This window comes from Kitasatospora cathayae (assembly GCF_027627435.1).
GTDB lineage: Bacteria > Actinomycetota > Actinomycetes > Streptomycetales > Streptomycetaceae > Kitasatospora > Kitasatospora cathayae.
This window is the reverse complement of sequence record NZ_CP115450.1, coordinates 3,743,458-3,765,656: the sequence shown is the minus strand read 5'-3', so window position 1 is coordinate 3,765,656 and position 22,199 is coordinate 3,743,458. Positions and strand designations below refer to the sequence as shown.

The 22,199-nt window shown below is 74.3% G+C and carries 14 protein-coding genes and 1 riboswitch; of the genes, 10 read left to right on the top strand and 4 right to left on the bottom strand.

Annotated elements, in window-relative coordinates; genetic code table 11:
- Positions 1-26: 26 nt before the first annotated feature.
- Complete coding sequence (gene ppc, locus O1G21_RS16515) at positions 27-2,822, bottom strand: phosphoenolpyruvate carboxylase (RefSeq protein ID WP_270144596.1); 2,796 nt, start codon at positions 2,820-2,822, stop codon at positions 27-29.
- 258 nt (positions 2,823-3,080) lie between these two features.
- Here ppc and O1G21_RS16510 point away from each other — a divergent pair, with 258 nt between their 5' ends.
- The gene (locus O1G21_RS16510; RefSeq protein WP_270144595.1) at positions 3,081-4,349 is read left to right on the top strand and encodes a sensor histidine kinase; all 1,269 of its coding nucleotides are present in this window, start codon (positions 3,081-3,083) and stop codon (positions 4,347-4,349) included.
- Between the two features lie 3 nt (positions 4,350-4,352).
- On the opposite strand, the gene O1G21_RS16505 is transcribed toward O1G21_RS16510, so the two are convergent.
- Complete coding sequence (locus O1G21_RS16505; protein ID WP_270151036.1) at positions 4,353-4,919, bottom strand: SUKH-3 domain-containing protein; 567 nt, start codon at positions 4,917-4,919, stop codon at positions 4,353-4,355.
- Between the two features lie 77 nt (positions 4,920-4,996).
- The gene (locus O1G21_RS16500; protein ID WP_270144594.1) at positions 4,997-5,458 is read right to left on the bottom strand and encodes a YwqJ-related putative deaminase; all 462 of its coding nucleotides are present in this window, start codon (positions 5,456-5,458) and stop codon (positions 4,997-4,999) included.
- Between the two features lie 442 nt (positions 5,459-5,900).
- Here O1G21_RS16500 and O1G21_RS16495 point away from each other — a divergent pair, with 442 nt between their 5' ends.
- From O1G21_RS16495 to O1G21_RS16470, 6 genes are all read left to right on the top strand, one after another.
- On the top strand, positions 5,901-6,401 hold the full coding sequence (locus O1G21_RS16495) for a DegT/DnrJ/EryC1/StrS family aminotransferase (protein ID WP_270144592.1): 501 nt from the start codon (positions 5,901-5,903) through the stop codon (positions 6,399-6,401).
- Between the two features lie 63 nt (positions 6,402-6,464).
- Positions 6,465-7,466 (top strand): SMI1/KNR4 family protein, encoded by a 1,002-nt coding sequence (locus O1G21_RS16490; protein ID WP_270144590.1) that lies wholly within the window; start codon positions 6,465-6,467, stop codon positions 7,464-7,466.
- Between the two features lie 63 nt (positions 7,467-7,529).
- The gene (locus O1G21_RS16485) at positions 7,530-10,205 is read left to right on the top strand and encodes an SUKH-4 family immunity protein (protein ID WP_270144588.1); all 2,676 of its coding nucleotides are present in this window, start codon (positions 7,530-7,532) and stop codon (positions 10,203-10,205) included.
- A gap of 265 nt (positions 10,206-10,470) precedes the next feature.
- The gene (locus tag O1G21_RS16480; protein ID WP_270144586.1) at positions 10,471-11,811 is read left to right on the top strand and encodes a hypothetical protein; all 1,341 of its coding nucleotides are present in this window, start codon (positions 10,471-10,473) and stop codon (positions 11,809-11,811) included.
- 695 nt (positions 11,812-12,506) lie between these two features.
- A complete protein-coding gene (mfd, locus tag O1G21_RS16475; RefSeq protein ID WP_270144584.1) occupies positions 12,507-16,139 on the top strand; it encodes a transcription-repair coupling factor in 3,633 nt (1,210 codons plus the stop codon).
- A gap of 82 nt (positions 16,140-16,221) precedes the next feature.
- Complete coding sequence (locus O1G21_RS16470; RefSeq protein ID WP_270144583.1) at positions 16,222-17,259, top strand: MazG family protein; 1,038 nt, start codon at positions 16,222-16,224, stop codon at positions 17,257-17,259.
- 20 nt (positions 17,260-17,279) lie between these two features.
- Here O1G21_RS16470 and O1G21_RS16465 read toward each other — a convergent pair whose 3' ends face one another.
- Positions 17,280-17,705 (bottom strand): SDR family NAD(P)-dependent oxidoreductase, encoded by a 426-nt coding sequence (locus O1G21_RS16465; protein ID WP_270144580.1) that lies wholly within the window; start codon positions 17,703-17,705, stop codon positions 17,280-17,282.
- A gap of 291 nt (positions 17,706-17,996) precedes the next feature.
- Here O1G21_RS16465 and O1G21_RS16460 point away from each other — a divergent pair, with 291 nt between their 5' ends.
- The 3 genes from O1G21_RS16460 (at position 17,997) to eno (ending at position 21,997) form a co-directional block, all read left to right on the top strand.
- Positions 17,997-19,313: a cytochrome P450 family protein gene (locus O1G21_RS16460; RefSeq protein ID WP_270144578.1), complete on the top strand. Its 1,317-nt coding sequence runs from the start codon at positions 17,997-17,999 to the stop codon at positions 19,311-19,313.
- 210 nt (positions 19,314-19,523) lie between these two features.
- Positions 19,524-19,691, top strand: a riboswitch (cyclic di-AMP (ydaO/yuaA leader).
- A gap of 5 nt (positions 19,692-19,696) precedes the next feature.
- Positions 19,697-20,461 carry a LysM peptidoglycan-binding domain-containing protein gene (locus O1G21_RS16455; RefSeq protein ID WP_270144576.1) on the top strand — a complete coding sequence of 255 codons (765 nt, stop codon included), beginning with the start codon at positions 19,697-19,699 and terminating at the stop codon, positions 20,459-20,461.
- A gap of 249 nt (positions 20,462-20,710) precedes the next feature.
- Positions 20,711-21,997 carry a phosphopyruvate hydratase gene (eno, locus tag O1G21_RS16450; protein WP_270144575.1) on the top strand — a complete coding sequence of 429 codons (1,287 nt, stop codon included), beginning with the start codon at positions 20,711-20,713 and terminating at the stop codon, positions 21,995-21,997.
- The last annotated feature ends 202 nt before the right edge of the window (positions 21,998-22,199 follow it).

Genomic DNA, 22,199 nt, shown 5'->3' with positions numbered 1-22,199 from the left:
GGCCCCGACGCGCAACCACCCGGCGGTCAGCCGGTGTTGCGCAGGCCGGCGGCGATGCCGTTGACGGTGAGCAGCAGCGCGCGGGCGCGCAGCGGGTCCTCGTGGCGGCCGGCCGCGACCTCCTCGCGCTGGCGGCGCAGCAGCGCGACCTGGAGGTAGGAGATCGGGTCGAGGTAGGCGTCGCGGACGGTGAAGGTCTGCTTCAGCACCGGGTTGTGCTCCAGCAGTTCGCTCTCGCCGGTGAGCCGCAGCACCTCGCGCAGGGTGAGCTCGTGCTCGGCGACGATCTGGTCGAAGATGTGGTGCAGCTCGGCGGGCACCAGCTGCTCGACGTAGTGGCGGGCGATCCGCAGGTCGGTCTTGGCCAGCGTCATGGCGACGTTGGACAGGAAGTTGCGGAAGAAGTGCCACTGGCCGTACATCTCGTCCAGCACGTCGCCGAGGCCGTCCGCGCGGGCGGCGGCGAGGCCGGAGCCGACGCCGTACCAGCCGGGGACGATCTGGCGGGACTGGGTCCAGCCGAAGACCCACGGGATGGCCCGCAGGCCGTCCAGCCCGGCGCCGGAGTCGGGGCGGCGGGACGGGCGGGAGCCCAGGTGCAGCGAGGCGAGCTGGTCGACCGGGGTGGCGGCGAAGAAGTACTTCGGCAGGTCGTCCTGGTCGACCAGGGCGCGGTAGGAGGTGTGGGCGGCCTCGGAGACCCGGTCCATCGCGGCGTCCCAGCGGGCCAGTTCCTCGGGGGCCTGGCGCGGGGAGGTGTGCAGCGCGGAGGCGGCGAGGGTGGCGGAGAGGGTCAGCTCCAGGTTCTCCCGGGCGAGGGAGGGGAGCAGGTACTTGTCGGAGATGACCTCGCCCTGCTCGGTGACCTTGATCTCGCCCTCCAGGGTGCCCCAGGGCTGGGCCAGGATGGCCTCGTGCGAGGGGCCGCCGCCGCGGCCGACGGTGCCGCCGCGGCCGTGGAACAGGCGCAGCCGGATGCCGTAGCGGTGGGCGACGTCGCGCAGCCGGCGCTGGGCGCGGTGGATCTCCCACTGGGAGGTGGTGATGCCGCCGAACTTGGAGGAGTCGGAGTAGCCGAGCATGACCTCCTGGACGTCGCCGCGCAGCGAGACGAGCAGCCGGTAGGAGGGGTCGGAGAGCATCTCGTCCAGGATGCGGTCGGCCTGCTGGAGCTCCTCGGTGGTCTCCAGCAGCGGCACGATGCCGATCTTGGCGATCCCGGAGTGCAGGTCGATCAGGCCGGCCTCGCGGGCCAGCACGGTGGCGGCGAAGACGTCGTCGGCGCCCTGGCACATCGAGATGATGTAGCTCTCGACGATCTCGTCGCCGAAGCGCTCGAAGCCCTCGCGGATGGTGTTGAAGACGCCGAGGGTCTTGGTGCCGGCCTCGTCCAGCGGGGCGGGGGTGGGGGCGAGCGGGCGGCGCGAGCGCAGTTCCTTGGCGAGCAGCTTCTGCCGGTACTCGCGGGGCATGTCGGCGTAGCGCCAGGCCTCCTCGCCGAGCCGGTCGAAGAGCTGGCCGAGGGCGTGGTGGTGGGCCTCGGCGTGCTCGCGCACGTCCATGGTGGCGAGCTGGAGGCCGAAGGCCTCGATGGTGCGGATGGCGCGGGCGAGGCGGCCGTCGGCGATCAGCTCGCCGCGGTGGGCGCGCAGCGAGTCCTGGATCAGCCGCAGGTCGGTGATCAGCTCGCGGGTGCCGACGTAGTCGCGGCCGTCGACGTGCGGGGTGCCGCCGGCCAGGCGCTCGCGGGTGTTCTCCAGCTTGAGCCGGATGCAGGTGGCCTTGAGGCGGTAGGGCTCCTCGGCGTTCATCCGCTTGTAGCGGGGGCTGAGTTCGGGGAGCCGGTGCAGGTCGGTGTTGAGCGAGGCGAGCAGTTCGACCGAGGCGCCGGCCAGCCGCTCGGAGGTGGAGAGGGTGTTGCGCAGGTCGTCGATCGCGGCGAGGGCGTCCTTGATGCCGTACTCGTGCTGGAGGTTGAGGACGTCCCAGGTGACCTGCGGGGTGACGTTGGGGTTGCCGTCGCGGTCGCCGCCGATCCAGGTGCCGAAGGTGAGCGGGCGCACGCCGTCGGGCAGGGCGAGGCCGACCCGGGCGAGCTCCTCGTGTAGCTCCTCCAGGACCTCGGGGACGGCCTCGCGGTAGAGCTCGTCCAGGTAGTAGACGGCGTTGCGGGCCTCGTCGGTGGGTTCGGGGCGGGCGATGCGCAGTTCGTCGGTCTGCCAGAGCAGGTCGATGACCTCGGCGAGGCGGCGGTCGGCCGAGCGCTTGGCGCTGCTGGTGCGGGCCGGGTCGGCGGCGGCCAGGCCGGAGGTGAGCTCCTCGCGGTGGATGCGGTCGAGGAGTTCGCCGATCCGGCGCAGCTTGTTGAGCACGCTGCGGCGGGCGGCCTCGGTGGGGTGGGCGGTGAAGACCGGGCGGACCGCGAGGTGGGCCAGGGTGTCCTCGAGGTGCTTGGGGTCGGCGTCGGCGAGCTGGTCGGCGGTCTGGGCGAGCAGCGAGCCCTCGCGGGCGCGGCGGGTGGCGAACTCCCGGCCGCGGTGCACCTGCTCGGTGACGTTGGCGAGGTGGAAGTAGGTGGAGAAGGCGCGGACCAGCTTGGCGGCGGTGTCCAGGTCGATGTCGGAGAGGAGTTCGGCGGTGGCCTCGCCGTCGGTGCGGCTGAGCAGGCGGACCTGTTCGACCAGGCCCAGCAGCTGGGGGCCCTCCTGGCGGACCAGCGTCTCGCCGAGCAGGTCGCCGAGGCGGCGGATGTCCGCGCGCAGGGCGGCATTGTCGGCGATGGCGGTGGGGCTGTCCGCCGGGGTGGGGACCGGAGCGGTCACGGCTGGCTCCCTGTGGTGGTGGGGTTCGGCAACGGCTCATCGTCACAGGTCCACGCGCAGTGTGGCGGGTGTGACGCGTGCGGACCGCGCTGTCCGACGCGACCAGCATAGGTGTCGGGGCGGTCGCTGTCCGAGAGGTGGCCGGATGGCGGACAAGCTGCCGAAAACCGCGTGTGGTCTGGACCACTTGAGGGGTGCGGGGGCGTACCGGGCAATCCCGGTGGGGAAGGGAAGGGGTTGCCGCTTAACCTGTCAGGCATGAGCAAGTCGCCTGGGGAGCGCGTGCCGGTCCGGTCGTTCTGGTGGTGGAAGCGGCGGCGCAGCGCCCTCCTCGACATCGGGCTGGCGCTGCTCGCCGCGGTCGAGTGTTCGGCCAGCACGATCGCCTTCCTCTCCGCCCGGATCCACGTGACCGCCGCGGGCGCGGTCGGGATCGCGCTGCTCGGCACGCTGGCCGGCGGTTCGCTGGTGGTGCGCCGGCGCTGGCCGGCCGTACCGGTGCTGGCGACGCTGCTGGTGACGCCCGGGATGCTGGGCGTGGTGCTGCTGGTGGTGTCGCTGTACACGCTGGCGGGGACCTGGGAGTGGCCCTCCCGGCGGCGCCGGGTGGTGGCGCTGGCCGGGCTGGCCTTCGCCGAGGCGGCGACCGTGATCGCGGTGACGCTGATCGTGCCGGGGGACTCGCCGGTGGAGCAGCCGCCGCTGTGGATCCAGGTCCTGTTCTCGTTGCTGGTGGCCGTCGGGCTGACCGTCGCCCCGGTGGTGACCGGCCTGTACGTGGGGGCGCGGCGACGGCTGATCGAGTCGCTCAAGGACCGCGCGCACGGTCTGGAGACCGAACTGGACCTGCTGGCCGAGCAGGCGCAGGAGCGCGCCCGCCGGGCCCGGCTGGAGGAGCGCACCCGGATCGCCCGGGAGATGCACGACGTGGTGGCGCACCGGGTCTCGCTGATGGTGGTGCACGCCGGGGCGCTGGAGCGAATAGCCGTCAAGGATCCGGAGAAGGCCGCGCAGAGCGCCAAGCTGATGGGCGAGGTGGGCCGGCAGGCGCTCAACGAGCTGCGCGAGATCCTCGGCGTGCTGCGGATGGACGACGAGCGGCAGCCGGAGCCGGACTCGCTGGCCGGACTGCCGCGGCTGGTGGACCAGTCCCGGGCGGCCGGGATGGCGGTGACGCTGACGGTCAGCGGCAGCCGGCAGGAGTTCACCGGCGAGGCCGAGCAGACCGCCTACCGCGTCGTCCAGGAGGGGCTGACGAACGCCCACAAGCACGCGGGCGGCGCCCAGGTGTCGGTGCTGCTCGCGTACGCGCCGAACGGGGTGCGGGTGAGCGTGGTGAACGCCTGCCCGGGCGGGGAGCGCGGTGCGGCGCAGCTGCCCAGCGGCGGCAACGGGCTGGTCGGGATGCGGGAGCGGGTGATCGCGCTGGGCGGCAGCTTCTCGGCCGGGCCGGAGGCGGACGGCGGGTTCCGGGTGGAGGCGGTGCTGCCGTCCCGGCTGGCCGTCCGGGGAGACCGACTCGGGTAGCCGTCAGCCGTACTCCTCGGCGGTGCGCAGCCGTTCCGGGGTGGTGCCCAGGACCAGGGCGCTGATCGCCTGGTCGATGCCGTGGCCGAGGAACCACTCGCCGGTGTGGTCCAGGCTGTAGACCCGGCCCTCCTCGTCGATCGCCAGCAGCGCCTGCCCGTACGCCTCCTCGCCGAGCGGGGCGAGCCGGGTGCCCAGGGCCCGGCCGAGGTCGAACAGGGTGCGCGGCTGGTGCAGTCCGCACATCGGGTCGAGCAGGAAGGGGGTGCGGGCCAGCTGGCGGCCCGGCCCGGACAGGTCGAAGGCGAGGCCGCCGAACTCGGCCCAGGCCTCCACGGCCGCCGGGAACACCGTGTGCGGGACGCCGCCGGGACCGCCGTGCCCGACCAGGGTGTCGGCCCACTCCTCGGCCTGCCGGATCTCCCAGCGGCCGGGGTGCCAGCCGGACGCCTTGAGCTCGGCGGCGACGTCGGCGGGGAAGCGCGGGCGGGTCCGCCCGGCGCCGGACGGCCGCGGGGCGGGCGGGGCGAGCGTGTCCGGGGCGGGCGGGGGCGGGCTGGGCGGATTCAGGGCGTGCTCCGGGGGCTCGGGGACGGGGGACGTGCGTGGGGCTGGCGGCGGGCGCGGGTGTCCGGTGGGCGGACGGCTCAGCGCGTCGGCGGCCCGACGGCGACGCTCAGCACGGTGAAGTGCTCCAGCATCGGGACGCAGGAGCGGCACGGCGGGGCGTGGGTGCCGTGCGCCGGGTCGCCCTCCTCGCGGATCCGCAGGGTCGTCATCCGGGCGCCCTTGAGCGCCTTGCGAGCCTCGTGCAGGCTCATCGGCTTGCGGGCGGCGCGCTTGGAGCGCTTCCCGTCGACCGTGGTCAGGTACTGGGAGAGCAGGACGGCCTCCGGGCAGCGGCCGGTGAACCGCTCGCGGGCCTCGAGCGGCAGGGTGTCCAGGAAGTCGCCGACCAGCGGGTGCAGGACCGGGCGCCGGTCGTCCTTGCCGCCCGCCAGGGTGTGCACCTCGCCGCCCTTGAGCGACAGCGCGGCGGCGACGGCGGGGAGCAGGCTGTCGCGGTGGTGGCGCAGCACGGGTGGGCCCGCCGGCTCACCGGTGGTCATGCGGCGTCCTCCTCCTCGTTCCTGGCGGTCCGGTTCCTGTTGGTCCCGGTGGGGTCCGGGGCAAGCCTGTCATTCGACGCCGACAACCGCACAACCGGGGTGCGGGCCGGGCGAACACCCGTGCGGTTCCCGGCGGGTCGTGCCCGGGCCCCACCCGCATCCTGGTCGCACCCCGGCCGGATCCGCACACGGCTGTCATGACGTGTCCACCGATCCACCGAAACCGCCCCCCCGGGGCCGGCCGCGCCTGCGTCGCGTACCTGACGGTCCGACTCGGCAACGGCGCGCTGGCGCACTGCCACGTCAACCGGCCCTCCCCGGCCAAGGTCCGCACCACGCTGGTCGACCCGGAGCACCTCCTGATCGAACCGGAGCGGGCCGCCGCCGCGCTGCCCGGCGCGGGGCGCTGCTGCCCGTCCACCTGTTCGGCCATTTCGCGTCGATGGAGGCGCTACTGGAACTGGCCGACGGCCGCCCGGTGGTGGAGGACGCCGCGCAGTCCCAGGGCGCCCGGCGGCACGGGCGCGGCGCGTACGGGCGGATCGCGGCGACCGGCTTCCACCCGGGCGAGAACCTCGGCGGCCACGGCGACGCCGGGGCGGTGCTCACCGACGAGGACGAACTCGCCGGGGCGGTACGGCTGATCGGCGACCACGGCGCGCGCGACGAGTCCCGGCAGGAGCGGTTCGGCCTCAACTCCCGGATGGACGCCCCGCAGGCCGTCGTGCTGCGCGCCGCCGGCGGGCACTGCCCCGCCCCGGTGCACCTGCAGCCGGCGTTCCGCCCGCCCGGCTACGGCCAGGGCTCCTACCCGGTCGCCGAGCGGGCCGCCCGCGAACTGCTGTCCCCGCCGCTGCACCCGCACCTCACTCAGGCGCAGCGGCCGCGGGTCGTGGAGGTGTTGGAAACGGCCCTGGGTGCGGGGGATCGGCCGGGCGGGTGAACCAATAGGCTGGTGCCCAGCAAGCGCACCGAAGAATTTGCAGCAGCCAGTGGGGGCTCCCAGATGACGACAGGTCGGCCCGGCGTCGCCGCCGCACCGAACGCGGCGTACGCAGGTCAGGTGGTGCAGTTCCCGGACCCGGTCCGTGCGGAGCGGCACCCGGCCGGGGTCCGGGTGGACGAGTCCGGCTACCCGGACTTCGGCCCGTACGCCGCCGCGGCGGCCGAGGTCGCCGACCCGCCGGAGGGCTTCGGCGTGGACGAACTGCGGCTGACCGACTACGTCTCGGCCAACGCCGCGCTGTTCACCCAGGGCCACCCGCTCTGGGCCGACCTGGAGACCGCGGTGGCCACCCCGCCCGGCTGGACCTGGCACCACGCGGTCGGCCGGGCGGCCCCCGGCTGGCGCCGGATGGAGCTCGTCCCGGTCGAGGTCAAGGCCCTGCTGCGGCACCACGGCGGACTGGCCACCTCGCCCGCCGACCACTCCCGCCGCGGCACCCGCCCGCTGCAGGAGCGCCGGCCCGTCCACTTCTCGCTGGCCAAGGACGGCGGGGACCCGATCGGCGTCCCCGAGGACCTGGTCCAGCGCGCCGAGGAGCGCCTCGGCTACCGGCTGCCCGGCGCCTACCGCACCTTCCTCAAGCTGGGCGGCGGCCGCGGCCCGGTCGGGGTCGCGCTGGACACCGAGCTGGGCATGCTGCTCGACCAGCCGTTCCTGACCCTCACCGAGGAGTACGGCACCGAGGACGTCGTGTACGCCAACAAGTGCCTGCGCGACCACCTCACCAAGGACTACCTGGGCATCGCCTACGCGCAGGGCGGCATCGTCGCGCTCAAGGTGCGCGGCGACCGGATCGGCTCGGTCTGGTTCCACCTGTACGACGACGCCCGCGACACCGGCGCGCCGGAGGCCCCGGAGGAGCGCTGCGCCCGGCTGCTGCTGCCCTGCGGGGACGACTTCGACGCCTTCCTGCTCCGATTGGCCGGCAGCCCGCCGGAGCTGGAGACGGTCGCGGAGCTGATGGTGGACGGCGGGTTCGCCCGGGCCGTCCCGGTGGGCTGACGTGACGGCGGGAACGGCGTTGAGGGAACGAGTGGGGACGACGGGGACAGGGGTGAACCGGGCGTGGTGACGTACGCGCAGGCGCAGGAGCTCGCCGAGGAGTGGATCAACGGCGGCGTGCCGCACGCGCAGCAGCGCGAGGTGCGGGTCCGGGAGTTCGACCTGGGCTTCGTCTGCTGGGCGGTGTCGCCCGCGGACGCGGCGGCCGGTCCCGCCGCCGGTGCCGACGGCGGGTCGGCCGCGGGGTCGGGTTCGGGCGAGGCGCGGCTGGTGATCGCCCGGGACTCCGGCGCCAGCACGCTGTGGCCCGCGCTGCCCGTCAACGAGGTGGTCCGGCAGTACGAGGAGGTGTACGGGCGGCCGGTCGCGGCCAACCCGGCCGGGGCGGCCAAGCCCGCACCGGGGCCGGTGGAGGCCACCTCCTTCCTGCTCAGCCCGCCGCAGTGGCTGCAGGAGGCGGGGGCGGCGGCGATCGCGGCGGAGGCGGAGAAGCTGGGCGGCGCGGCCGCTGCTCCGGCCGCCGCGCCCGCTCCGGCCCCTGCGCCTGCTGTGCCCGCTCCGGCTGCTCCGGTGGCCGCCGACGTGCCGCCCGCGCCGGTGCCGCCCGCGCCCGCTCCGGTGCCGCCCGCGCCCGTGCCTGCGCCGGTGCCGCCCGCGCCCGCCGTGCTGACCGAGCCACCGGTCTCCGACCGGCCCGCCGGGGACGCGCCGACCATGCTGGCGCCGCCGCCCGGCGAGGAGCCGTTCGTCGCCCCGCAGCCGCCGCCCGCCGCGCCGGTGCCGCCGCCGGCCGCTCCGCCGGCCGCCCCGACGCCGCAGGCCCCGGTCGGTGCCGAGGCGGCGACCGTCCTGATGCCCGAGGGCCTGCGCACCTCCGGTTCGGACCTGCCCGACGCGCCCGCCCCCGCCGGGGCCGAGGCCGCGACCATGCTGATGCCCCCGGGCAGCGGCGGCTACGGCATGCCCCCGGTCCCGCCGGTCGGCGCCCAGCCTCCGACCGCCCAGCCCCCGGCCGCCCCGCCGGCCCCGGCACCCGCCGCGGCCGCCGAACCGGCGCCGACGCTGCTCGCGCCACCGGACGCCATGCCCGGCCTGATGGGCCTGCCCGGTGCCCCGGCGACCCCGCCCGGCGCCCCGGTGGAGCAGGCGCCCACGATGCTGGCCTCGCCCGGCGGACTGGCCGGTCTGCCCGGCGCGCCCGGCCCGGCCGCCCCGCCCGCCGCCGCGGCCCAGGGTGGCCTCGGCCGCACCCCGGGCTCGGCCCCGCCGCCGCCCCCGCCGGGTGCGCTGCGCGGTGGTCCGTCCGGCTCGTCCGGTTCCTCCGGCGCGGGCGGGCTGGGCCGCAACGCCGGTTCCGCCCCGCCGCCGCCCCCGCCCGCCGAGCTGCGGCACACCCCGGGCTCCGGCACGCCCGTCCCCGGCCCCGGCGGCCGTTCGGCCGGTTCGACCCCGCCGCCCCCGCCCCCGGCGGGTCTGCGCTCCGGTGACGCCCCCGCCGCGCAGGGCGCGCCCGCCCCGGCCGCCGCCGGGGTGGCGTACGAGGCGACCCAGCTGGCGAGCGCGATCGACCCGGCACTGCTCGGCGGCCCGGCCGACCCGGGCACCCCGCCGTCCGGCGGCCCCGCCGTCCCGCCGCCGCCCGGCGGTCCGGCCGCTCCCGCCGCGCCCGCGGCCGGGTACGGCTACCCGAACGCGGGCGCCGCGCCCGGGGTCGTCCCGCCGACCCCGGTCACCGGCCCGCCGCCGGGCGCGCCGGTGCCGCCCGGGGTGCCCGCGGTCGGCCCGGGCTACTTCGCCGCGCTCAGCTACCGGGGCCCGGACGGCTCGGAGCAGAAGCTGCTGCACCGCAGCGAGCCCGGCACCCCGCACCCGGAGTGGAAGATCCTGCAGGACCTGCGCCGGCTGAACGTGCCCCCGGAGCAGGTGCTGGAGCTCTACACCGAGCTGGAGTCGTGCGACCTGCCCGGCGGCTACTGCAACCGCATGATCGCGGCCTCCTGGCCGAACGTGCGGCTGACCCACACCGCTCCGTACGGCCGCGACCACGCCTCCCGGCAGGCCGGGATGGCCGAGCTGCTGGACCACCTGGACGAGCTGCACCAGCTGGCCTCCGGCGCCCAGCGGGTCCGCCCGTTCCGGGCCCCGCTGCCCGCGCCCGGGTCGGTCCAGCCGCTGCCCCCGCTGGCGCCCCAGCAGCTCGCCCAGGAGCTCGGGACGGCCTTCGGGCAGAACCTGTTCCGCTACGAGCAGCGCGCGGTGTCCCGCCAGGGCGTGCCCGAGCCGGTGTCGCAGACCCTGATGTGGGCCGGGCTGCCGCGCGACTTCGGGCCGTTCTTCTGGGCCCAGGCGCAGGAGGGCCGTCCGATCCCGACGCTCGCCGAGCTGGCCGCCGAGCGCGGTCTGCCCGTGGCCGCGGACTTCGGCGGCTACCTGGTGCTCGGCAACGACTACGGCCGTCAGCTGTGCGTCCAGTACGGCACCGCGCACGTGGTCGCCGTGGACGTCGACGGAACCGGCCAGCCGCCGCGCTTCGTCAACAGCGGTGTACCGGAGTTCGTCCGCGCGCTGGCCCTGCTGGGCCGGATGTGGCGGCTGCGGTACGGGCTGACGCCGGAGCAGGCCGGTCGCTGGACGACCGACTTCCAGGCGGAGCTCGCCGCGATCGACCCGGCGGCCCTGCAGACCACGGACACCTGGTGGGCCGTGCTGCTGGAGCAGTTCTGGGACGGTCTGCTGTAGCGGACCGTCGCGATCCTCGCAGGTGGGGAGGGGTCGTTCCGGTGTCCGGAACGACCCCTTCGGCATGCCCGGGCAGCTGTGCCTCGTTGGGGTTTCGTCCGGATCTGCGCAAAATAGCTCAAGAGGATGGGTCTATTCGCCAGGTCCTCGACGTATTCCGGTCCGCACGACGGTCGAATCCGGCCCCGGTTTCCCAACCGGTTCCGGATCCGGCCGTTCCGTCCGATCATGGGCTCCGCAGCCCGCGAAACGAGGGGAAGAGCCCATGAGCGACGCCGTCCCCCAGTACGGCTTCACCCAGGCCCGGCGCGGCTACGCGCCCGAGCAGGTCGACCGGGCGCTGGTCGCCCTGACCGCCCAGCGCGACGAGGCATGGGAACGGCTGAGCGTCCTGGGTGCCGGGATCCGGCAGATGGAGACCCGGCTGGCCGACATCCGCCGCGCCGCCGACGAGGCCCCGGAGCCGGACTACCAGGTGCTCAGCGAGCAGGCAGCCGGACTCGCCGAGATGGCCCGGAACGAGGCCCGCGCCGTCAGGGAGAAGGCCGAGCGCTTCGCCGAGGACCTGCGGGACGAGGTGTACGAGGCCGGGCAGGCGCTCGAGAAGGCGGCCAAGGAGTACGCCGCCACCATCCGCGCCGAGGCCGATGCGGCCGCCCGCCGCACCGACGAGCGCACCCGCGCCGAGGCCGAGGGCATCCGCTCCGACGCCGACCGGGAGAGCCGCGCCGCCCGCGACGGCGCCACCGCCTACGCCGCCAAGGTCCGGGTGGCCGCCGCCGAGGCCGGCGAGCACGCCGAGGCCGAACTGGCCGCCAAGCGGCGCCAGGCCGACGAGACCTTCGCCGCGGCCCAGGCCAAGGCCGACGCCGAGGAGGCCGAGGTCTCCGCGACCGCCGAGCGCCGGGTCAAGGAGGCCGAGCAGCACCGGGAGACCGTGCTGAACCAGATCAAGCAGCTGGAGACGGACGCCCAGGCCAAGGCCGACCAGCTGATCGAGCGGGCCCGCCGGGAGGCCGAGAAGATCAACGCGGAGAGCGAGCGCGAGCAGCGCGCCTTCGACGCCCGGCTGGAGACCGTGCAGCAGCACCTGGACCACATCAAGGCCACCCTGGCCTCGCTCACCGGCGCGGCGGTCGGGCAGATCGAGCCCGAGGCGCTCGCCGCCGCCGCCGGGGCCGCGGCCGCTCCGGCGGACGCGGTGGCCGATGCGGCCCCGGCGGACTCGGAGGCGGACACCGGGGAGATCCCGGTGGCGGACCTGCGCAAGGCCGTGGCCGATGCCGCCGCCGGGGCACCCGCGCAGGCTGCGGCACCGGAGAGGGCGACGGCGGTGCTGCGCCAGCCGGTGATCGGCGGTTCCTCGGCCCTCTCCCGGGTCGCCGAGGCCAGGGACGCCGCGGAGGCCGAGGCCGCCGAGCCGGTGCTGACCGGCCCGGTCGCCCCGGCCGTGGTGCCGCCGAAGCCGGCCGCGCCGCCCCAGCAGGTGGCCGAGCGGGACGGCGCGGAGGGCGCCGAGGAGACCCGGATCATCCCGAAGATCATCATCGTGGACGACGGGGCCGACTACGCGGCCCCCAACACCGTCTCCTACCGCCGCCGCTAGGGTCGGCCGGCCGCACCCGCGATCAGTCCGGTGAGCTTCACGTCCTGGGCCCTCAACGCCGACCGGGGCCACCAGGTGATGATGTACGACATCAACCTGCCCCGCTGGTAGTCCCCGGCGAGGAGGTGCCCACCGGACGGGTGCGGACGTCCGGGGCGGGTGCGCGGAGCGGGCGGACGGAGCGGTGAGGCCGAGACCCGTGGCGCCCTCCAGGAAAGGGCGCCACGGTTCCCGGCGCTTGGGCGGGCGCCCCCACCCAGGGTCGCCCGGCCGCGCACCTCCGATCCCCATCGGGGTGCGACAGTGCCGCCACAGCCATCCCCCACGGTTGGGTGCGGCGGGCACGTTCACCATGGTGCGCGATCTCCATGGACGGCCAGTGACAGGAATATGTCCAGTTCGTGGCGGATGCCGACGGCCGCCGCCCGGCCGGTTCGTCCACCGCCAGGCCGGTGTTCCGTCCAGTGGTTCGCCCGCGGTCGTGTCCCCGGCGGTGCGGCGGGTGCGGTTCGTCCCCGCCCGCTGCGGTGCCGGACGCCGCGGCCGCGCCCGGGTCCTACGCCGCGTGCCCGTCCGTGCCGCGGCGTAGGCTGGAGACCCCCGGCCGCTCGGCGTGCCGGGCCGTTCGCGTTGCCCCGGCGGGCCTCTCGCCGCCCGGAGGCAGCACCAGCCACGGGACGAAGAAGAGACCCCAGATGAGCCTGACCGGACTGCTCGATGTCGTCGCGCGGGACGCGGCGCTCGCCGAGGCGATCGAGGCGGCCACCGCCACCGGAGCCGCGGCCGGCGGACGCCGCCACCTGGACCTGGTCGGACCGCCCGCCGCCCGGCCGTTCGCGATCGCCGCGCTGGCCCGCGCGCTGGCCGGGCAGGCCGCCGGTGACCGCGGCCGACCGGTGCTCGCCGTCACCGCCACCGGCCGGGAGGCCGAGGACCTGGCCGCCTCGCTGCGCTCGCTGCTGCCCGCCGACGCGGTCGCCGAGTACCCGGCTTGGGAGACCCTGCCGCACGAGCGGCTGTCGCCCCGCTCGGACACCGTCGGCCGCCGGCTGGCCGTGCTGCGCCGGATCGTGCACCCGCGGGCGGACGACCCGGCGGCCGGACCGGTGCAGGTGATCGTCGCCCCGGTCCGCTCGGTGCTCCAGCCGCAGGTCAAGGGGCTGGCCGAGCTGGAGCCGGTGGCCGTCCAGCGCGGGGAGTCGCACGACCTGGAGGAGGTGGCCCGCCGGCTCGCCGCAGCCGCCTACGCACGGGTCGAACTGGTCGAGAAGCGCGGCGAGTTCGCCGTCCGCGGCGGCATCCTGGACGTCTTCCCGCCGACCGAGGAGCACCCGCTGCGGGTGGAGTTCTGGGGCGACGACGTCGAGGAGATCCGGTACTTCAAGGTCGCCGACCAGCGTTCGCTGGAGATCGCCGAGCACGGGCTGTGGGCGCCGCCCTGCCGCGAGCTGCTGCTGACCGACCAGGTGCGCGCCCGGGCCGCCGAACTGTCCGCCGAGCAGCCCGGATTGGCCGAGATCCTGGACAAGATCGCCGAGGGCATCGCGGTCGAGGGCATGGAGTCGCTGGCGCCGGTGCTGGTGGACGACATGGAGCTGCTGGTCGACGTGCTGCCGCTCGGCTCGGTCGCGGTGGTCTGCGACCCGGAGCGGGTGCGGACCCGGGCCGCCGACCTGGTGGCCACCAGCCAGGAGTTCCTGCAGGCCTCCTGGGTCGCCGCGGCGGCCGGCGGCGACCGGCCGATCGACCTGGAGACCATCGACGTCTCCGCCGCCTCGCTGCGCTCGCTCGCCGAGGTGCGCGAGCACGCCGCCGAGATCGGGCTGCCCTGGTGGTCGGTCAGCCCGTTCGCGACCAGCGAGTCGACGGTCGACGGGATCCTGGAGTTCGACGCCAACACGCTGACCCTCGGTATGCACGCCGTCGAGGCCTACCGGGGTGACACCGCCCGGGCGATCGCCGACGCCAAGGAGCGGCTGGCCGCCGACTGGCGGGTGGTCATGGTGACGGAGGGCCACGGGCCCGCCTCCCGGCTGGCCGAGGTGCTGGGCAACGAGGGCATCCCGGCCCGGCTGGTCGCCGACCTCGCCGAGGCGCCCACCCGGGACGTCGTGTACGTCTCCTGCGGCTCGATCGAGCACGGTTTCGTGGACGAGAACCTCAAGCTGACGGTCATCACCGAGACCGACCTGTCTGGCCAGAAGTCCTCCACCAAGGACATGCGCCGGATGCCCTCCCGGCGCCGCAACGCGATCGACCCGCTCGCCCTGGTGGCCGGCGACTACGTGGTGCACGAGGCGCACGGGGTCGGCCGGTACGTCGAGATGGTGCAGCGCACCGTCCAGGGCGCCACCCGCGAGTACCTGGTGCTGGAGTACGCCCCCGCCAAGCGCGGCCACCCCGGCGACCGGCTGTTCGTGCCGACCGACCAGCTCGACCAGGTCACCAAGTACGTCGGCGGCGAGGCCCCGACGCTGCACCGGCTCGGCGGCGCGGACTGGGCGAAGACCAAGCAGCGCGCCAAGAAGGCCGTCAAGGAGATCGCCGCCGACCTGATCAGGCTCTACTCGGCGCGGATGGCCGCGCCCGGCCACACCTTCGGGCCGGACACCCCGTGGCAGCGCGAGCTGGAGGACGCCTTCCCGTACGCGGAGACGCCGGACCAGCTGACCACCATCGCCGAGGTCAAGTCCGACATGGAGAAGTCCGTCCCGATGGACCGGCTGATCTGCGGCGACGTCGGCTACGGCAAGACCGAGATCGCCGTGCGCGCTGCGTTCAAGGCGGTGCAGGACGGCAAGCAGGTGGCGGTGCTGGTGCCGACCACGCTGCTGGTGCAGCAGCACTTCTCCACCTTCGCCGAGCGCTACGCCAACTTCCCGGTCACCGTGAAGGCGCTGTCCCGCTTCCAGACCGACAGCGAGGCCAAGGCCGTCCTGGAGGGGCTGTTCGAGGGCTCGGTGGACGTCGTGATCGGCACCCACCGGCTGTTCTCCTCCGAGACCAGGTTCAAGGACCTCGGCCTGGTCATCGTCGACGAGGAGCAGCGCTTCGGCGTCGAGCACAAGGAGCAGCTGAAGAAGCTGCGCGCCAACGTGGACGTGCTCACCATGTCCGCGACCCCGATCCCGCGCACCCTGGAGATGGCGGTCACCGGCATCCGCGAGATGTCCACCATCACCACCCCGCCGGAGGAGCGGCACCCGGTGCTGACCTTCGTCGGCCCGTACGACGAGAAGCAGATCTCGGCCGCGATCCGGCGTGAACTCCTGCGCGAGGGCCAGGTGTTCTACATCCACAACCGGGTGGAGTCGATCGACAAGGCGGCCGCCCGGCTGAAGGACCTGGTGCCCGAGGCGCGGATCGCCACCGCGCACGGGCAGATGGGGGAGACCCAGCTGGAGAAGGTCGTCGTGGACTTCTGGGAGAAGGAGTTCGACGTCCTGGTGTCGACCACGATCGTGGAGTCCGGCATCGACATCTCCAACGCCAACACCCTGATCGTCGAGCGCGGCGACACCTTCGGCCTCTCCCAGCTGCACCAGCTGCGCGGCCGGGTCGGCCGCGGCCGCGAGCGCGGCTACGCGTACATGCTGTACCCGCCGGAGAAGCCGCTCACCGAGACCGCGCACGAGCGCCTGGCCACCATCGCCCAGCACACCGAGATGGGCGCCGGCATGTACGTCGCGATGAAGGACCTGGAGATCCGCGGCGCCGGCAACCTGCTCGGCGGCGAGCAGTCCGGGCACATCGCGGGGGTCGGCTTCGACCTCTACATGCGGATGGTCGGCGAGGCGGTGGCCGAGTTCCGCGAGTCGCTGGCCAACGGCGGCGCGGAGCCGGAGGAGGAGCCGCTGGAAGTGAAGATCGAGCTGCCGGTCGACGCCCACGTGCCGCACGACTACGCGCCCGGCGAGCGGCTGCGGCTGCAGGCCTACCGCTCGATCGCGGCGGTCAACTCGGAGGCGGACATCCAGCAGGTCCGGGACGAACTCGTGGACCGCTACGGGAAGCTGCCCGAGCCGGTGGAGAACCTGCTGCTGGTCGCCGCACTGCGGCTGTACGCCCGGCGGTGCGGGATCTCGGACATCACCCTGCAGGGCGCGAACGTCCGCTTCGGCCCGGTGGAGCTGCGCGAGTCCCAGCAGCTGCGGCTGAACCGGCTCTACCCGCGCAGCCAGGTCAAGGCGGCGGCCCGGCAGTTGCTGGTGCCGCGGCCGAGCACCGGGCGGATCGGCGGCAAGCCGCTGGTCGGGCGGGAGCTGCTGGGCTGGTGCACCGAGTTCCTGTCGGCGATGTTCGACGACCTGGCGGGGGCGAAGAAGTAGCGCCTGCCGGTCGGCGGTTCACGGCGGTCCCGGGCCCGGTCCGGGGCCGCCGTCGTCGGTCCGGGGCGGGTAGGTTCGAGGGGTGACGACGAATGCTGTGCCGACGAACGCTCCGGGCGCGAAGTTGATCCTGCTGACCACCACCCACCGGGTGGCCCCCGGGTTGCTGGCGTGGCCGGCCTGGGAGGCGTTGCGCTCCGCGGGGCGGGTGCTGGTGGCCGACGAGGGGCATCCGCAGGTGGCGGCGGTGCGGCAGGCCGGGGTGGCGGTCGAGGTGGTGCCGGCCGGGTCGGCGCCGGCCCTGGCGCGGCTGCTGACCGGGCAGCCGGCCGACGCCGGACCGACGGTGTGGCTGGGCGGCCCGGACGGGGATCCGGGGCTGACGGACGCGCTGGCCCGCCTCGCGGTGGAGCACGCCGGCGAGGTGCCGGAGATCGAGGTGCTGCCGGGCTCGTACGACCTGCCGGGGGCGCGGTTGCTGGACCTCGCCTCGGTGATGGACCGGCTGCGCTCGCCTGGCGGCTGCCCGTGGGACGCCGAGCAGACCCACGAGAGCCTGGTGAAGTACCTGGTCGAGGAGGCCTACGAGCTGGTCGAGGCGATCGAGGAGGGGGACCGGGACACCCTGCGCGAGGAGCTGGGGGACGTGCTGCTGCAGGTGTTCTTCCACTCCCGGATCGCCGAGGAGCACCCCACCGAGCCGTTCACCATCGACGACGTGGCCGGGGACATCGTGGAGAAGCTGGTGTACCGGCACCCGCACGTGTTCGGGGACGTCGAGGCCGAGGGCGCCGCCGAGGTGGAGGCGAACTGGGAGCAGCTGAAGGCGGCCGAGAAGGCGGACCGGGAGTCCGTCCTGGACGGCGTGCCGGCCGGGCTGCCCGCGCTGGCGTACGCGGCGAAGCTGGTGTCCCGGGTGCGCCGGGCGGGCTTCACCGGGGTGCCGGACGAGCCGTACGAGCTGCCCGCCGAGCTGACCGCGGAGTCGGCGGGCCGGCTGCTGCTCGCGGTGGCGCAGCGGGCGCACGACGCCGGGGTGGACGTGGACGCGGCGCTGCGCTCGGCCGCGCGCGGCTACCGGGACGCGGTGCGCGCGGCCGAGGGGCTCGAGCCGGAGTAGCGGCGCGGGCCGGTGACGGCTCAGGCCGCCGTGGCGGTGCTCCCGGCGGGGCGCCGCTGCGGCGGGACGAGTTCGCCGATCGCCTCACCGATCAGCGCGACCAGTTCGGCGAGGCGCTCCAGGTCGAGGTGGTCGGGCAGGTCGGCGAGGGAGACGATCCGCTCGCCCTTCGGGCCGGCCACGCAGAACAGGTCGATCGGTCCGAGGTGCTTCTCGGCGGTGTCGACCAGGGCGGCGACGTCGCTGGGCCGGCGGATGTCGCCGGAGACGCCCACCACGGGGCAGCCCGGCCGGTCGAGTTCGGCGGCGAGGTCCTCGGCGATCCCGACGTGCTGGTCGGCGATCAGCATCCCGGCGGCGCCGGCCGCGGTGAACCGGCGCGCGAGGTCGGCTCCCGACCCGCCGTCGAGTACCGCGATGACGACGACTGCCCCGCTGACCCTCATTGGTCCGCTCCTCCCTGTGGGCGACACCGCACCGGCGCCCACGCACACTGCGGAGGATCGTAGGCACGTCCTGACCCTCCGCAACAGGGATTACCCCGCAGGTGACCAGACTCACGCCCGCCACCCGGCCAAGAGCTGTCCAAGGACCGTCCACGGACCGTCCACCGGGCGTCCACGCAGTGTTGGCGCGCCGCCCGCGCACCGCTCGTGCGCCGCTCACGAACGGTTCGCGAACCGGCGGCGTCCGGGCGGTCGTCCGGGCGCCGCCGGTCCAGCGGTTACGGTCGACCCATGCCTGCTCAGCCCGACGGCGCCCAGCCCGCCGCCCAGCCCGCCCCGCCGCTCTTCACCTGGGAGTTCGCGGCCGACCCGTACCCCGCCTACGCCTGGCTGCGCGAGCACGCCCCGGTGCACCGCACCAAGCTGCCGAGCGGGGTGGAGGCCTGGCTGGTGACCAGGTACGCGGACGCCCGGCAGGCGCTCGCGGACAGCCGGCTGTCGAAGAACCCGGCGCACCACAGCGAACAGGCGCACCGCACCGGCCGGGTGGGCATCCCGGGGGAGCGGCAGGCGGACCTGATGACCCACCTGCTGAACATCGACCCGCCGGACCACACCCGGCTGCGCCGCCTGGTGTCGAAGGCGTTCACCCCGCGCCGGGTGGCCGAGTTCGAGCCGCGGGTACAGCAGCTGACCGACCGGCTGATCGACGGCTTCGCCCAGCGCGGCTCGGCGGACCTGATCCACGAGTTCGCCTTCCCGCTCCCCATCTACGCGATCTGCGACATGCTGGGCGTGCCGGCCGAGGACCAGGACGACTTCCGCGACTGGGCCGGAATGATGCTGCGACACACGAAGCCGGGTCACGGCGGCAGCCAACGCGGCGGCGTGGGGCGGGCGGTGAAGCGGATGCGGGCGTACCTGCTGGAGCTGATCCACCGCAAGCGGGCCGACCTCGGCGACGACCTGATCTCCGGTCTGATCCGGGCCAGCGACCACGGCGAGCACCTGACCGAGAACGAGGCCGCCGCGATGGCCTTCATCCTGCTCTTCGCCGGCTTCGAGACGACGGTCAACCTGATCGGCAACGGGACGTACGCGCTGCTGCGCAACCCGGGGCAGCGGGCGCTGCTGCAGGAGTCGGTGGCCCGCGGCGAGACGGCGCTGCTGGAGACCGGGATCGAGGAACTCCTGCGCTACGACGGGCCGGTGGAGCTGGCGACCTGGCGGTTCGCGACCGCGCCGCTGACCATCGGCGGGGTGGACATCCCGGTCGGCGACCCGGTGCTGGTGGTGCTGGCGGCGGCGGACCGCGACCCGGCCCGGTTCGCCGACGAGAACACCCTCGACCTGGCCCGGAGCGACAACCCCCACCTGGGTTTCGGACACGGCATCCACTACTGCATCGGTGCCCCGCTGGCCCGGCTCGAGGGGCGGTCCGCGCTGGCCACGCTGCTGTCCCGGCTGCCCGATCTGCGACTGGCCGAAACCCCGGAGAATCTGCGCTGGCGCGGCGGTCTGATCATGCGTGGATTGCGCGAACTTCCGGTCGAATTCAGTCCGGAGATCCGCTCTCCGCACGCCCTTCCTGAGCCGCCGACACACTGACGTGGCGTCGCGATTGCGCGGTTGGCAGCGGTATGAAGGGCCATCAAACCGGACAAAGCTCCGCCGTTGGTAGGCGATCGATCACGGGCCGTAATTTTTGTGTGATGTCGGCGATATGAGCTTGTGATTGGTCTGAGGATCTGTCTAGTCTCCCTGGAGTTCGCAGCTGCGGACCTCGTGCGCGGAACGCCGAATCCTGCCCGCCGCGCCACGGGAAACCGACCAGACCCTGGGCAGGGGCGGGGGAACCAGGTTTGTTGCCGTTCCTCCACGGCTTGGGGTGAAGCCGCCCGAGCGGAATCGATTCCGCCGACGGCGGCCGGGCCACCTCCCGGTCCGAACCCGACAGCTCACCTCGCAGGCGTGCGGAGAGGGACCTCTTCATGCTGTTCGTTGGAACTGGCCGTCATCGTCGTCGCACCCAGGCCGAGAAGGCCATCGCCGTCGCCGGTGTGGCCGGCGTCGGACTCGCGCTGCCGCTCCTCACCGCCACCGGCGCCTCCGCCGCCCCGGCCTCCGCCTGGGACTCCGTCGCCCAGTGCGAGAGCGGCGGCGACTGGGGCATCAACACCGGCAACGGCTTCTACGGCGGCCTGCAGTTCACCTCCAGCACCTGGAAGGCGTACGGCGGCACCGCCTACGCCGCGCAGGCCAACCAGGCCAGCAAGGGGCAGCAGATCGCCGTCGCCGAGAAGGTGCTCGCCTCGCAGGGCCCGGGCGCCTGGCCGGTCTGCTCGCTGAAGGCCGGCCTGAGCAAGGGCGGCGCCCCGGCGGCCGTGGACACCTCCTCGGACACCAAGGCCCAGAAGCAGCAGGCGGCGCCCAAGCAGCAGGCTCCCAAGGCCGCCGCGAAGCCGGTCCAGCAGTACAAGCCGAAGCACGCCGCCCCGAAGCAGGCCGAGCAGCCCGCCGAACAGCCGACGGCCAAGCAGTACGCCCCGAAGCACGCCGCCCCGCGCGCCGCCCAGCCGGCCCCGTCCGCCGCGACCGGCCACGACTACACCGTCCGCGCCGGTGACACCCTGTCGGGCATCGCCGCCGCCCAGGGCGTGCACGGCGGCTGGCAGGCGCTGTACGACGGCAACCGCGGCACGGTCGGCGGCGACCCGAACCTGATCGTGCCCGGCCAGGTCCTGCACCTCGGCTGACATCTGACGCCCGACGAGGGGGCCGACCGACCGGTCGGCCCCCTTCGTCCGCATTCGCCCGCCCCGGGGGGACAAGCTGGGACAAGCAGGTGAACTACCGGTGGGTAGCGGGGCCACACGCTGAGACGGAACCGAGGTGGACGTGGTCCCGGGAGCCCGGGCGGTTAGGCTCTGGTCGTAACGACTCCGCAATCCTCCGGCCGGCAGCACCACCGTCAGCCGGACCCTGCTTCCGCAAGGAGATGCCTCGTGCCGTCCATCGATGTCGTCGTAGCCCGTGAGATCCTCGACTCCCGCGGCAACCCCACGGTCGAGGTCGAGGTCGGCCTCGACGACGGCAGCACGGGTCGTGCCGCTGTTCCGTCGGGTGCCTCGACCGGCGCCTTCGAGGCGCTGGAGCTGCGCGACGGTGACAAGAACCGCTACTTCGGCAAGGGCGTGGAGAAGGCCGTCCTGGCCGTCATCGAGCAGATCGGCCCGGAGCTGGTCGGCTACGACGCCACCGAGCAGCGCCTGATCGACCAGGCCATGCTCGACCTGGACGCCACCCCGGACAAGTCCTCGCTCGGCGCCAACGCCATCCTGGGCGTCTCGCTGGCCGTCGCGCACGCCGCCTCGGAGGCCAGCGACCTGCCGCTGTTCCGCTACCTGGGCGGCCCGAACGCGCACGTCCTGCCGGTCCCGATGATGAACATCCTCAACGGCGGCTCGCACGCGGACTCCAACGTCGACATCCAGGAGTTCATGATCGCCCCGATCGGCGCGGAGTCCTTCTCCGAGGCCGTCCGCTGGGGCGTCGAGGTCTACCACACCCTCAAGGGCGTGCTGAAGGAGCGCGGCCTGTCCACCGGCCTCGGCGACGAGGGCGGCTTCGCGCCGAACCTGGACAGCAACCGCGAGGCCCTGGACCTGATCACCGAGGCCATCCAGAAGGCCGGCTACGTGCCCGGCCGCGACGTCGCGCTGGCCCTGGACGTCGCCGCCTCCGAGTTCTACAAGGACGGCGCCTACCAGTTCGAGGGCAAGGCCCTCTCGTCCGCCGAGCTCATCGAGTACTACTCCGAGCTGGTCGAGGCCTACCCGCTGGTCTCCATCGAGGACCCGCTGGACGAGTCGGACTGGGACGGCTGGAAGGCCATGACCGTCAAGCTGGGCGACAAGGTCCAGCTGGTCGGCGACGACCTGTTCGTCACCAACCCGGCCCGCCTGGCCAAGGGCATCGAGACCGGCACCGCCAACGCCCTGCTGGTGAAGGTGAACCAGATCGGCTCGCTGACCGAGACCCTGGACGCCGTCGAGCTGGCCCAGCGCAACGGCTACCGCTGCATGATGTCGCACCGCTCCGGCGAGACCGAGGACGTCACCATCGCCGACCTGGCCGTCGCCACCAACTGCGGCCAGATCAAGACCGGTGCCCCGGCCCGCTCCGAGCGCGTCGCCAAGTACAACCAGCTGCTGCGCATCGAGGAGATCCTCGACGACGCCGCCGAGTACGCCGGCCGCGGCGCGTTCCCGCGCTTCCGCTCTGCGGAGTAATGAGCTCAGTCGCTCTGCGGACCAGTAAGCACAGTCGCTCTGCGGAGCTATGAGCACAGCAAGTACGAGGGTTGAGAACACGCAGGCCGAAAACCAGGGGGCCGAGGGCCCCCGGTAGCGCAAGCCTGACCGGTGCCCCGCCGCACACCCCGTAGGGTGGACGGCGGGGCACCGTCGCGACCAGGAGGGGATACGGGAGATG